Genomic DNA, 12,583 nt, shown 5'->3' on the forward strand with positions numbered 1-12,583 from the left:
CCTGCTGGGAGCATGACGCCCCGCAGGGCCAACGCAGTGAAATCATTGAGATCGGCGTGTGCGAATTGAATCTTGAGACTGGCAAGCTGGGGAGACTATGACCGCAACAAGTTCATAATCGAGTGCGCCGAGGGCCAGATCGCTCACCCATTCGGCCCGGCCCACACCAACGCGAAGCAGGCGTCTAACGACGTGCAAGGCTTGAGAAAGCAACCGGGTATGGAGGCTGCCCTGAGAATTGGCAGACCCAAACTGGAGGGCCGCCACCACCGGGGAGTGGACGACGCGGCGAACATTGCCCGCCTGATCTCGCTGATGCCTGTGCAGATCAGCCGTGGCGATCACTGACCCAAGACAGCCCAAAGACAACCCTGACAGAGACCACTGCAAGGGATGACAGTGGCCTCTGTCTGCCCACGCGCCGGGAAAGGGAGAGGCCCGCACTGGCCCTACTTGGCCTTGGAGGACAGGCAGACAAGGGAAGGCACACAGATGCCAGAGCATCAGCAGGGAACGGCCAGTGCTCAAAAAAGGTGAGTAATCAGGTGCAACCCCCAGATCATCCCCGTCTCAGAACAAGCACCTCGCTAGAAAGGGCCGCAGCTTTGGAATGTTTGAATTGCAGCGTCTGCGAATCGGCAGCTCAACTGGAGAGGGATAGAACGGCAAGGTGCAGGCCCATTCAGCAGGCGAAGTCCGGCAGATCGTGGCACCAACCAGGGCCAACACAACACACCGGAGGCAGCTCAAAGTGCACTCAGAAGGTGGGTACGGTGTCACCAGCAGGCGCAAGCAGATGCGACTCGGGAGACGAGAAAGCAACAGCTCAGCGCGAACGCTTAGGGTTTCCAAATTGCCCAACACTCCACCCATCAACCACAGCGTCAAGGCATCTACACATCCGCAACGCTGGCAATCATCGCTCTCCATTTCACGCCAAACAGCCCAAATGCAACACCGTAAAACACCAGCAAGAGGCCAGTGACGTAAGGCGCAACAGCAGTCCAAGGAGCCGGAGACAACACCTTACCAGGGCCGCAAGCCAGAACAAAATGCAGTCGCCATCGCCAGTCAGAGGACGCAACTGTAGGTAATCAAGAGGCCGCTGAGCACAAGACAGTCCACCTCCAACCCACGCTGATCAGACCCAGAAGCAAGCCAGCTTGCAACAGAGACAGGCACCAGAAAGCGCAGGTCATCGTGTGCGACAACACCTGTAAGCATGGGCGCTTAGGGTTTCCTAACCACCTCTCCTCAACCACCCATCCACTCGTGTTCTCCCCACACCACACCCGCAGTCACATGCCCCGCTGGCATCAAACAAGCGCCAGTCATGCTACCGAACGGGGAGCGTCCAGTCATTCAAATGCACACGCCCAGGGTCCAACGTCAGCCCCGCACAGGTGAAGATCCCCGTCACTTCCCCCCTGGTGCAAGCCACACACCACCCCTTCTGACCGCCCCCCGTTCCCCGAAAATACGGAGCGCCAGTCTGCCAGAAGAACCTCTGAATGCCTTCCGAGTGTCTGCCGCAATGCCACCCGTTGCGCTCCGAGTCTGGTCATGTACAATGCCCGGACCACTGCCGCGAGTGGAAGGAAAGCAACTCCGAATCTCGCCTGCATGACCCTGCTGAATACACCTCAATGCCTGCCCCGCTGTGCTGTCCATTCCCATTTCGCGGGGTGGACGGTGCAGCCATGACCCGCAGGATGTCTCACCACCTGCCCCGGCCAATGCTGCCCAGGACAGACGACTTGCCGCCCTATTTTGCCCGTCCATTTCCCTTACCGTCCGGTCAATTAGTGTATAGAGGCTCTACCGAGGGAAAGAGCAAAAACAGGACAAACGAGTTAATCAGCACGAAATGCAGACCCCCTCCGCCGGAACCGCTCAGATGTTGAATGAGTTAATTAACTTCTATTAGCGTCTCAATGAGTTAATTAGATGCCCTTCCAGCCCCGCCAGCCCCCCGGTTCCACCCCCGTCTCCTGCCCCTCCAACGGCCCCGGCCAAGGCTTCCCCACACCCCCCCATTTGTGTTCGCACCCGGTCTCCAAAACCCGCGTGCCAACACCCGCCCCGCCCCCTGCGGACAGGCCCTAAGATGGACGGACCATATCCCCCCGGAGCCGTCGTACCTGACCTTCACCACCCTCAAAGTCATGGCCGCGCTGACCCTGCCCAGCCCGAACGCCCAAGGCCATTACGGCGGCAGCCTCAGCCGAATGAGTCAGGTGGGCCACGGCCAAGTGCTCACGCTCCTCAGTTGGCTCCGGGCACGCGGCTGGGCGACCGACACTGGCACAGAGCCAGGACCGGGGAAAGGCAGACGCAAGGACGTGCGCCTCACCGATGACGGACGCCGGTACTTCGAGCGTCACCGCGAACGCAGGTTCCCACCTTCGAGGGCCGCCACCCAACCGCACCCGAGAAGGCCCAGTGGGGCCCAGCCCTGCGACTGGGCTTGGCGGCGCGCGAGCGCTATCACGGACTGGGCGTGACCGACTACACCCAGTTGCTGGGCGAGGTCCGTCAGCAGACGCTGGAACGCCTGGCTCAGCAGGACGACGCGTGGCTCGCATGCGAGTTCACCCTGCTGGACGGAGCGCTGGTGAATCACCACTGGGCGTGGTTCCACGTCTTCGAGGACGAGCTCAGCCACCGTGGACAGATGCTGCTGATCCGCCGACACCTGTTGCCCCGGTCCTGACAGCGTGGAATGGCAATCCATCTCCAGCACGTCTGCAGGTATCAAATTCAACTGGGCCTGTCCTCCTTTCTCCCCGCCTCCGGATTAACCGCCGACGTCTTCATCCAGAGGCGCGACGCCGACCCGCACCAGCACGGGCGCGCCGCGCCCCACGCGTTTGTTCTCTTGGTGGTAGCTCTGCAGTTGTCCCATCAGGCGGATCAACGTCACCTGCGCTTCCCGCGTCTGTTCCGGCGTCAACCGGTACTCCGGGCTGCCCATCAGGAACGGCCCAGTCGGTCCCTGCCAGCCGGTGATCGCTCCGCGCAGCTCCGCGTCGGCGTAGCCCTCGTCGACCTGTGCCCGCTCGCCATCGAAATACACCCGCAGCCCCCATTCGCGGTCCGGGCTCTGTTCCTCCAGCGCCCTTTCAAAGGCCCGCACGAACGCCTCCCTGAACCGCGCGTCCTGACGCTCTGTGAACCGCTCTTCGAGGCGGGACGCGCTGATCGCCCGCGTCGCGTGAAAGGGGACGAAGTACGCATCGGACGCCGCCCGGTACCAGCGGACCGCGCGTCCCGCCCGCGGCTCCGCCCGTTCGATCCGCAGCAACCCGGCCGCCAGGAGGTTCGTGACGTCCCGGTGCACCACGCGGAGGTCCACGTCCAGTGTGCCTGCGGCCGCGGCGACCGTGCTGGCCTTCCCCTGGAAGCACCCGAGCACTCGACGAACCCTTGGATGTTCCAGCAGCCGGACGGCCTGCGGCTCAGTGATGGACGACATGCTACTCACAACATGAGCTTATCCCGTGACTAGAAGGCGGGCGAAGCTCAAAGACATGCCGAATCTCCAACCCCTCGCCCTGTATGGCCGTCTGCTCGCCCCCGCCACTGGCCAGGTGATCGAGCGCGGCGTGGTCCTGACCCACGAAGGGCAGATCGTCGACGTCGGTCCGGTGGAGGCCGTCAGCGTGCCCTTGGACGCGCGATCGGTCGCCTTGGGAGAGGCCACCATTCTGCCCGGGCTCATTGACCTGCACGTGCACGCCCGGCCTCACTACACCCCGTTGTCTCTAGAGGCGGGCGTCACCACCATTCGTGACGCGGCCGGCTCGCTGAACAACGTGACTGACCTGCGTGCTTCGCCGTCAGGTCCCAGGGTGTTCGCCGCAGGTCCCGCCCTTGATGCTCCAAGCAGCGTCTTCGGACAGTTCGGTCAGGGCGTGCTGGGCCGCGTCGGCGACCGTGATGCGGGGGCATGGGTGCTCGAGACGCCTTCAGACGCGGTCCGCGCAGTGGAGACCCTCGCCGACGCGGGCATGGACGTCGTAAAGCTGTATGAGCAGCTCGAGGTGGACGTGTACCGCGCCTCGGCCTGCCGGGCCGAGGCGCGTGGCCTGCCGGTGATGACGGACCTGGGCCTTCTCTGCACGCGAGGTCTGGACGGCGCGCAAGTGGACGCTCTTGACGCAATCCGGGCGGGCGTGCGGAGCATCGAGCATGCCAGTGGCTACGCGCTGGCGCTCACTCGGCTCGGCGGGGACCCCTACGCCGAGGTGCTGGACGCCAGGCTGGTGCGGCACCTCGCGCGCACCACCGTCAGCGCGGGCGTCGCCCTGGTTCCGACCCTGGTGACGCTCGCAGGCCTGGCGGGTGAACTCGGTCATCAGCGCTGGCCCAACGCCGGCTTTGCCAATGAGCGCGCGCGCAGTTTTGAGCCTCAGTGGGCGCCGCTGCGCGCCCTGCCCGAAGGCCACCGACGGTCGGCGCGTGCAGACCTGCGCCTGGCCCGTGCCCTGGTCCGCGAGATGCTCGACTTGGGCGGCTGCGTGGTGGCCGGGACCGACAGCCCCGCAGCGCCGGACACGCTGCCGGGCTGGGCCCTGCACGCGGAACTGGACCTCCTTGTGGGCTGTGGCATGACACCGCTGGAGGCAGTGCGGGCCGCGACCTGGGCGGCGGCGCGGGTGCTGGGCGGTGATGACCTGGGCCAGTTGCGGCGGGGCGCTGCGGCGGACTTGCTGGTGGTGCGGGGCCAGCCGGACCGGCGACTGACGGACCTGCGCGCCGTGGAGCTCGTCATGCAGAACGGCGTCCTGCAACCGGGGCAGCATTTTCCCACTTCCACTGTCGATCGCACCTCCCCGGGCGACGTTTTAGCCTGATGTGACTCAAATGTGGAAGGCTGCTGTCTTCCCCCGCGTTACCTTGGGTTCATGACCATCCTGCAGTCCCGTCTGGACGACCTGATCCAGGCCGCGCGTGACGCCAACAGCAGCGCGCTGGTCATTCTCCACCACGGCGAACCGCTGGTGAACGAGCTCCTGGACGATCAGGGAGACCGCCCCATCGAGACCATGAGCGTGACCAAGGCGGTGTTGAGTCTCCTTGTTGGGCGCGCGGTCACGCTGGGCCATCTGCCAGACGTGGACCTCCCCATCCGTGACCTGTATCCCGAATGGCAGCAGGGCCGCAAGCGCCACCTCACCCTGCGCCACCTGCTCACCCACACCAGCGGCCTGCAGAACCTGCCCATCGCCCACCAGGAGATCTACCCCAGCCCCGATCTCGTGCAGCTGGCCCTCTGCGCGGAGCTGGACCATCCACCGGGGACACACTTTGCCTACAACAACAAAGCGGTCAACCTGATCTGCAGCGTGCTGGAACGCGCCACGGGGCACAAGGCCGACGACTTTGCCCGTGCCGAACTGTTCGGGCCGCTGGGCATTGAGGACTGGTCTTGGGCGCGCGATGAGGCGGGCAATCCGCACGGCATGTCGGGGCTGAGCCTTCGCCCCCGTGATCTGGCCCGACTGGGGCAACTGACGCTCGATGGCGGTGAGGTGGACGGAGCGCCGCTGATCTCACGGGAGTGGATCGAGGAGAGTACGCAGCCCGCGACACCTGTGGAGAACACCATGGGCTTGCTGTGGTGGATGCTGTTCGCCTGGACGCGCCACAGCGTGACCGAGCGAGAGCTTCAGAATGTCGCTGAACTGGGGGGAACGCCTCAGCAGCTGGCTGCGCTTCGCCAGTGTCTGTGCACCGATGTGAGCCGGGCCGAGTTGATCACGCTGATCCGCGCGGCGGGGGTGGTTCCGCCGGAACTGCCGGTGTTGCCGGGGAAAGGCTGGATGACGCAGGAGCATGGACCCAGGGTGGGGGTCCGTCACGATGGGGACCTGGGACAACACCTGATTGTGCATCAGGAGGCGAAACTGGTGGCCGTGCGCCTGATCGCCTGGGGTCATCCACAGGCCAGGGAGAGGGCCAGCAACTTCGCCAGCTTCAATGACCTCGTCCTTTCGCTCGTCGCGCCGTAACGCGCTGGTGGAATCACGTTCCACCGGTCTTCCTGGCCCTTCAACCCTATGCACTCTGAGTGTTCAGCCCCAGCGACAACTCCGTTGACCACAGGGTCCCTGAAGATAAGCCCCAATATTTCCCAGATTTCGTGCCGCCGCCCTGTTTACGACGATGTCGCTCTGGCCAGGACCACATACCGTTCTTCCCGGTAGGGCATGCCTTGTGGGGTGACGCCTGCCTCCCAGTCCGCTCTGGATACGGGCTCGTCCATCCACTCACCGCGCATCCGCCAGTCCTCCCAGGTCGGTGCATAGGCCTGAACGGAAATGCTCCACTCTGCCACGATCCTCCACTGAACGGCCGTCAGACGTTCGGCCACCTGAGGCACGGTCAGACGAGGTCCCACGTAGAGAAACTGAGCGCCTGGGGCGGCCAGTTCAGGCAGACGCAAGATGATGCTCGTCGGCCCACGGCGAGAGACGATCACATCAAAAGGGTCCTGCAACGCGGCGGGCAGGGCATCTTTCCCATTCCATTCCTCAAACACGGCGTGCGGGGCGTTCCGCCTGGCCATCTCCAGCAGTTCTGGGACCTGATCATAGGCGATCCACTGCTGGACGGTTTGGCCGAAGCGAAGGGCATCTGGGCCGTGACCGCAGCCGGCTTCCAGGACCCGCGCATCCGGACGGAGCACTTGTTCCAGGAGAAGGTCAAAGGTCTGTTCTGGATCGGGCCCATCTAGGACACGACGCCACGGATGGTGGTATCCGCCGAGCTCAGCCGCGAGGTGGGCGTACCATGCTTTGGAATGAGGCAAGGGCGGCATTGCCTCTACAGTACTGCCCTCCCCTCCCGTCCTCCTGCTTACATTTTTTGGAGGTGTTCTCAAGGTCTGCCTCCACCAGAGTGACGCACTCCTGTGGCACGTCGCCGCTGTCATTCTGGCCGCGAGCGGCAGTGTCATTGTCGAAAACCATTTTTACCGCCACATCATCGAAGAGCACCTGCTGGACCTGGCCATCACCCATCGGGCCCACCTTGCCCATATTTTATAGGCGCCCTGATCGGAACTCAAGCGGCCGCATGCAGAGCAGGACGCCTTAGGAAAGCGGCCGTACATCCCCCAACCGTTTCAGCAGGAGGATCTTCCTCCTGAGGTGTGCTGGATGCCGTGAGCTCTGGATGCTCCCTGCTCCGACTCGACACGACGCAGGCCAAATGCCTTGATCTCGCGGTGGCCTGGATCAAGGAGTAGGAGCAAGAGCATCCAGTGAGTGCGTACTATGGGCCCGCTCTACCATGCAGACGGGCCCAAACCTTTGCTGAGCGCCGATGGAGTTGCCGGACGCCCGGACGTGCAGACGCTGTTCCTAGCGCGCGTCGAGCTATCAATGACCGACGAAGTAGAACAACTTTTGTAAAGTGGGTTGTGGCTTCCCATCTTGTTCTTATTACAGGTGCGCCAGCAAGTGGAAAAAGCAGCTTGGCAGTTGGTTTGGCAGCGACTCTAGGGTGGCCGCTTTTATCTCGTGATCGACTTCAAGAAATTCTGCACGACGCCTTAGCCCAAGAGGCGACGTCAAGTCTTTCGTCAGCAACATGGAAGGTCATGTATGCTCTCGCTCTTGATCTCCTCAAGGGAGGCTCCAATCTTATCATTGACAGTAGTCTGGATCAATTTAGAGCTGTTGACGAGGTTAGACCACTCCTTGCTTATTCAACAACAAGCCATATCCATCTTGATTGTGCCCGTGATATTCGCGTAGAGCGTTATTCCCTCCGGGCCGCCCATCGTCATTTGTGGTTCAATATTAGAGAACTGGCAAAACGCTATGCCGACGAGTCAGATCGTTGGTCCTATTTTGAAGAACCCCCTGCCATAGGACAGCCACTCCTACGTATTGATACTTCTGAAAATGAGGATTATTTTGATCAGGTTCTAGCTTTTGTAGAGTCAGTCAGGACTTGTACCTCCCAGAAGCCCTCAGCACCTGACACTCCGTGAATCCACACGCTGGACGCATCGGCGCCGCTCTTCACCTCAGCTTTCTGAACCCCTGTTCCGGCTGCTTTGCCTCTCCGCTCCGCCACCCTGCAGCCGGTGGACTGGGCAGCAGCACGGCTACTCACGAGCGCCATAGTTGCCCGGGTTCCTCTGAGGGCCGCACTGAACCTGTTGCAAAAGGTCATGGACACCAACAATCGTGCTGGGTGCTCTGGCCCGCGTCACCTGTTCTATCCGTCCCGTTCTGACGGTCTCTCAGGAGCTGGCACACCACACCGAGCTCACTCCATCTCAATCGCTGGAAAGTATTGAGGTGGCTCTGGTGACCGACGCTTGGGCCGGCCGACAGCGCAAGTCTGATCGGCGCTCAATCACGGTCTCGGGCGCTCGAACCCTTTCAGGTACTCTTCAATCGGTTCCAGGCCAATCCGGGCCCGCCGCTCGTTGACATGCGCGGGGTCCTCCAGCATCCGGGGAAAGGCGGTGCCCTGCACGTCGTCGGTCATCACCTGCGTCCCGTAGAGCTGCGGCTGGCCCGCCGCCAGCCGGACCCGATCGGTCAGGTAGGCCAGGTTCTGTGCCTCACCCTGGGAGCTGAGCTGCTGCCCAATCAGGTCGAGGATACAGGCCTGCAGCGAGGGCTTCAGGTCAGCATGCTGCGTCAGGAGCCACGCGTTGAAGGCCAGTTCCGGCGTGCTGCGGTTCTTGCTCGGCCAGCCCCGCTGGCGCAGCACCTCTTTGAGCCAGACCGTCGATTCTCGGTCCACGTCGGCGACTGACCGCGCCCCGCTCTGTCCCATACGACTGGCCTGATCCTGCTCGACCAGCACGGCTGCCTGTTCGTCCAAAGCATCGATCTGGCCCGGCGTCAGTGGCGTGTTGAGCGCGCGGGCGCTGGTGAACTTCCGGCAGACCTCACGCAGCACCACCGGCTGCTTTAACCCTTCCGGGACTGGGCGGGGTGGTTGACTGGCGTTCAGCTGGGTGAGCTGGTCTTTCAAGGAAGGGAGACCAGCGGCAGTCCGCCGGGCGTCCACCGTCGCCTCATCCTCGATGGGGAGCGGGACCAGCCGTGAGCCACGGCGGGTGACCATCGTCCCATACCGCTGCTTCTCGCCAACTGACACGAGCGCCTGATCGATCATTCTCGCCGCCTGTGCCCGCTGAGCCGGTGTTGTCGCCCGAACCAGGGCGACGGGTCCAGCGCACCACAACACCTCAGGATCACTGATCAGCGGCCACGCACCGATCTCGGTCCTCAGTCCCGGATCCTCGGGCCAGCCTGTGACGGCCAGCAGACGGGCCAGGTAGGTGTCGATCTCTCGGGACACTGCATTGAGCGCCTCCAGATCGGCGTCCGTGGGTGGCCGGTGGCCCAGTCGGGCGATCAATGCCTGAACGTGTTGCGTGTAAGCAGATACGGTCGCGTGCACGGCCTGCGTGAATGCCGGACTCGTCGGCGCGGCGTTCGGGGCGACGATCTTCGCGCATGCCGTTTCATCCGGCAGAGAGTTGCCCTGGGCGGACGCGGTGCCCAGGGCGGCCAGGATGCCAACCATCACCCATTTCTGTCCGCTGTGTCTGCTCGTCATGGTGTGCTCCAGTCTGGCACGGCCGACATGGTTGTCATCCCGCAGGTCAACGCCTTCTTAGGCTCAATTCCACTGCACATTGCTTACCAAGCCCCCTTGCTTTCCGATGCTGGTAGGCATAAGCTACACCTACATCGGAAAACTATGGTGAGATTGTGGACGCCCCCGGTGCCTCAGGAGGATGGATGAACACCCCCGCAATGGACCCCCAGCAACTCAAAGGCCACCTCGATCTGCTCCTGCTCGCCACCCTGGAGGACAGTCCTCGTTACGGTGGTCAGATCATCGCTGACGTGCAGGCCGCCACCGATGGCTTCTTCAACCTGCGCGAGGGCACGCTGTATCCGGCGCTGCACCGACTGGAGAAAGCGGGTTGGATTTCAGGTGAGTTCCAGCAACTGCCCCGTGGGGGCAGCCCGGTCAAGGTCTACACCCTGACCCCTACGGGCCGAACCGAACTGCGTGAGCAGCGCGAGAAGTACGAACGCTTTGCAAGTGCGGTGCGCGGCGTGATCGGCGGCAGCGTATGAGCGAGGTGGATCGATACTTGAAGCGGGCTACCCGTGGGTTGTGGGGGCAGAAGAAACGCGATGCTCAGACCGAGTTGCGCGGGGCCATTGAGGACAAAGTCTACCGCCACCGTCTGAGCGGGCTTGACGAGGTTGAGGCCCAACATGTGGCCCTGCGGGATCTGGGCAGTCCTGCCGCGATCGCCCGTGACCTCAACCGTGTCCACACGGGACCACATATCGCCGGAATGACGTTGCTGCTCGGGCTGGCTGGCCTGCTCGGCTTCCAGGCAGTGGCGCAAATTCAATCCATCGGAACCGCCTATACGGCCAGTTCCATCGACAACACCTGCCGTGTCGCCACGCCTGCTGAACTGCAAACGGCCACGCTCGCCATCCAGGAGCAGTACCGCCAGCATCTTGCTCGTTACGGCGGCGCGCAGGCGTTCGTTCAAAAGTGCCGGAATGGAGACGTGCCCATTGTGGGGACTCCTCTGCTGAAGGTCAGTGATGTTCTGGCCGCCCTCAAGGCTGGAGGGATCCAGGTAGGAGATCAGACGGATTCCACCTCCGCCACCTCCACGACGCCGCTAATTCTCTACACCGGGGCGAACCACGACACGCCCGGTCCGCTGTACCACACCACGGACATTGGCGGCGAGCGCTACATCGGAACGGGCGACCTGATCGCATTTCTGAGTCTTGCGACGACGCAGCCCCTGCGGCTCAGTGGCGCGCGCAACCCTGTCTTGCAGGTGGGTCAGGTGCAGCTGCAACTGGGCACGGAGCGCGCGCCCATCCTCCGGACCAACGTGGTGGCAGGCGTCATCCTGCGTGGCCCCGAGAACCTGAACCTGCCCCGGCCAGCAGTACTGGCGTATGGCGTGGACGGCGGCTCGCCTGAGCCTTCCGCGCCCCACCTGTCGGTACCCGGTCAGGACGGAGACCTCTTTGCGATCTTTCAGAACTTCGAGCGCCTCAAGGGCAACTCTTCAGAATGGCTGATGGTGCGCGAACGCCTGGACGGTTCCATCCCCATCGCCTTCCAGGCGGTCACGCCCGCGCCCCGACTGGTGACCACCCTGGAGGAGCTGGATGCAGCGACTGCTCGGAAGGAGAACGCAGTGATGGTGTATCGCCTGAACGCCGCTGATCTGCGTGACATGACCCTGACTGAGGTCCCCGCCTCGCAGCTTCGTCTCACCGTCAAGCCCCCGGGGAACCAATGAAATCCGTCCACCGTTATCTCCAGCAGGCAACCCGGGGACTGTGGGGTCAGAAGAGACGTGACGCCCAGACAGAGTTGCGGGGGGCTATTGAGGACAAGGTCTACCGTCACCGCCTGCTGGGGTTGAGTGAAACCGAGGCCATCACCGCCGCCCTGCGCGATCTGGGCAGTCCCCGGTCCATCGCCCGCGACTTAAATGAGGTCCATACCGTGCCGCAGATGTTGAAAATCATGTTGTTGGTCGGTGTTGGGGCCACGCTCAGCTTTCAGGCCGCGGCGCAGGTGCCGACCGTGCAGTCCGCCTACCTGCCCTCCGATGTCCAGCCCACCTGCCGCTTCTCCACTCCACAGGAACGGTCGGCCCTGACCACAAAACAACAGGAAGAGACTGGGCAGAACCTGAAAGCGCAGGGAGGATCTCAGCAATTCCTTGAAAATTGCCTGAGCGCTTCCCTGAAAGGGCGGGTGCTGCTGAACGTCGCTGACCTGATGACGGCCTTGCGAGCGGGTGGTATCGCCGTTCCAGGACAGGACGATGGACTCTTGATGACAGTCCAGGATGGGGACGTCAACATCGTTGGTCAGGATTTTGCGAATGCCGCCAGTCCACTGTTCAGCTTTACGGGCAACAGGACCGTCCTGCCCGGCGCTGTCTTCCTCGTCGATGACATTCAGGGCCAGCGCTATCTGAATGCGCCCATGGTGATTCCCTTTCTCAAGCAGGTGCTCGAACAGCCGCTGCACCTGAATGGCTTGACCAATCCAGTGCTGAGCGTGGGGCAGGTCAACCTGCAATTGGGCAGCCCGGCAGCGCCCGTCCAGGCCACCGATCTGCTGGCCTTCGCGCTGCTCGACGAACGGCGCGTGAACAGCGCTCTGCCGCTGCCTGTGACACTCTCGGTGCTGAATCAGTCCAGCCTGCCCGTTTCACATTCGCCCCGGCTGACGATCAAGGGTCAGGATGGCGAACTGTTCGCGGTGCTGCAGAATAGCGCCAGGCTTCGTGGAGGCGAGGTAGATCTGCTGAGTGTCCAGAGCCTGAGCAGAAGCGGACTGGATGTCCTGCTGGACCGTTCCAGACGGCCACTCATCGTGGGTTCGGTGGCCGCCATGGACGCCGCCACGGCCCAGGGCAAAGAGGCGGTGATCGTCTATCGGTTGAACGCCTCGGACCTCCGGGATCTCAAGTTGACGCTTGTTCCTGCTAGTCAAATCGAAGTGCAAGGGTCATTGTGAGATTGAGAGGAGCAAA

General features: G+C 62.9%; 11 protein-coding genes. 8 read left to right on the forward strand and 3 right to left on the reverse strand.

Annotated elements, in window-relative coordinates; genetic code table 11:
- The first annotated feature begins 72 nt into the window (after window positions 1–72).
- Both HNQ08_RS13610 and HNQ08_RS13615 read left to right on the forward strand, forming a co-directional pair.
- Window positions 73–348: a 3'-5' exonuclease family protein gene (locus HNQ08_RS13610; RefSeq protein WP_229790022.1), complete on the forward strand. Its 276-nt coding sequence runs from the start codon at window positions 73–75 to the stop codon at window positions 346–348.
- Window positions 349–2,500: 2,152 nt separating this feature from the next.
- The gene (locus HNQ08_RS13615) at window positions 2,501–2,713 is read left to right on the forward strand and encodes a hypothetical protein (RefSeq protein WP_184133040.1); all 213 of its coding nucleotides are present in this window, start codon (window positions 2,501–2,503) and stop codon (window positions 2,711–2,713) included.
- A gap of 84 nt (window positions 2,714–2,797) precedes the next feature.
- Here the strand turns inward: HNQ08_RS13615 and HNQ08_RS13620 are convergent, their stop codons facing one another.
- The gene (locus HNQ08_RS13620; protein WP_184133043.1) at window positions 2,798–3,475 is read right to left on the reverse strand and encodes a helix-turn-helix transcriptional regulator; all 678 of its coding nucleotides are present in this window, start codon (window positions 3,473–3,475) and stop codon (window positions 2,798–2,800) included.
- Between the two features lie 55 nt (window positions 3,476–3,530).
- Between HNQ08_RS13620 and HNQ08_RS13625 the strand changes: the two genes are divergently transcribed.
- Both HNQ08_RS13625 and HNQ08_RS13630 read left to right on the forward strand, forming a co-directional pair.
- Window positions 3,531–4,856 carry an amidohydrolase family protein gene (locus tag HNQ08_RS13625; RefSeq protein ID WP_184133060.1) on the forward strand — a complete coding sequence of 442 codons (1,326 nt, stop codon included), beginning with the start codon at window positions 3,531–3,533 and terminating at the stop codon, window positions 4,854–4,856.
- A 51-nt stretch (window positions 4,857–4,907) separates the two neighbouring features.
- Window positions 4,908–6,014, forward strand: a complete 1,107-nt coding sequence (locus HNQ08_RS13630; RefSeq protein ID WP_184133062.1) for a serine hydrolase domain-containing protein — start codon at window positions 4,908–4,910, stop codon at window positions 6,012–6,014.
- A 146-nt stretch (window positions 6,015–6,160) separates the two neighbouring features.
- Here the strand turns inward: HNQ08_RS13630 and HNQ08_RS13635 are convergent, their stop codons facing one another.
- On the reverse strand, window positions 6,161–6,691 hold the full coding sequence (locus HNQ08_RS13635; RefSeq protein WP_229790021.1) for a methyltransferase domain-containing protein: 531 nt from the start codon (window positions 6,689–6,691) through the stop codon (window positions 6,161–6,163).
- 735 nt (window positions 6,692–7,426) lie between these two features.
- On the opposite strand from HNQ08_RS13635, the gene HNQ08_RS13640 reads away from it, so the two are divergent.
- Complete coding sequence (locus tag HNQ08_RS13640; RefSeq protein ID WP_184133069.1) at window positions 7,427–8,002, forward strand: AAA family ATPase; 576 nt, start codon at window positions 7,427–7,429, stop codon at window positions 8,000–8,002.
- A gap of 371 nt (window positions 8,003–8,373) precedes the next feature.
- Here HNQ08_RS13640 and HNQ08_RS13645 read toward each other — a convergent pair whose 3' ends face one another.
- Entirely contained in the window at window positions 8,374–9,594 is a 1,221-nt protein-coding gene (locus HNQ08_RS13645) for a DUF6624 domain-containing protein (protein WP_184133072.1), read from the reverse strand.
- 185 nt (window positions 9,595–9,779) lie between these two features.
- On the opposite strand from HNQ08_RS13645, the gene HNQ08_RS13650 reads away from it, so the two are divergent.
- From HNQ08_RS13650 to HNQ08_RS13660, 3 genes are read left to right on the forward strand one after another with little or no spacing between them, the layout of a single operon-like run.
- Window positions 9,780–10,124 (forward strand): PadR family transcriptional regulator, encoded by a 345-nt coding sequence (locus tag HNQ08_RS13650; RefSeq protein ID WP_425321346.1) that lies wholly within the window; start codon window positions 9,780–9,782, stop codon window positions 10,122–10,124.
- A gap of 17 nt (window positions 10,125–10,141) precedes the next feature.
- A complete protein-coding gene (locus tag HNQ08_RS13655; protein WP_184133075.1) occupies window positions 10,142–11,332 on the forward strand; it encodes a permease prefix domain 1-containing protein in 1,191 nt (396 codons plus the stop codon).
- Window positions 11,329–12,567 carry a permease prefix domain 1-containing protein gene (locus tag HNQ08_RS13660; protein WP_184133078.1) on the forward strand — a complete coding sequence of 413 codons (1,239 nt, stop codon included), beginning with the start codon at window positions 11,329–11,331 and terminating at the stop codon, window positions 12,565–12,567. The genes HNQ08_RS13655 and HNQ08_RS13660 overlap by 4 nt, the downstream gene beginning before the upstream one ends.
- The last annotated feature ends 16 nt before the right edge of the window (window positions 12,568–12,583 follow it).

The sequence above is a fragment of the Deinococcus humi genome, assembly GCF_014201875.1.
In the GTDB taxonomy this organism is placed as follows: Bacteria; Deinococcota; Deinococci; order Deinococcales; family Deinococcaceae; genus Deinococcus; species Deinococcus humi.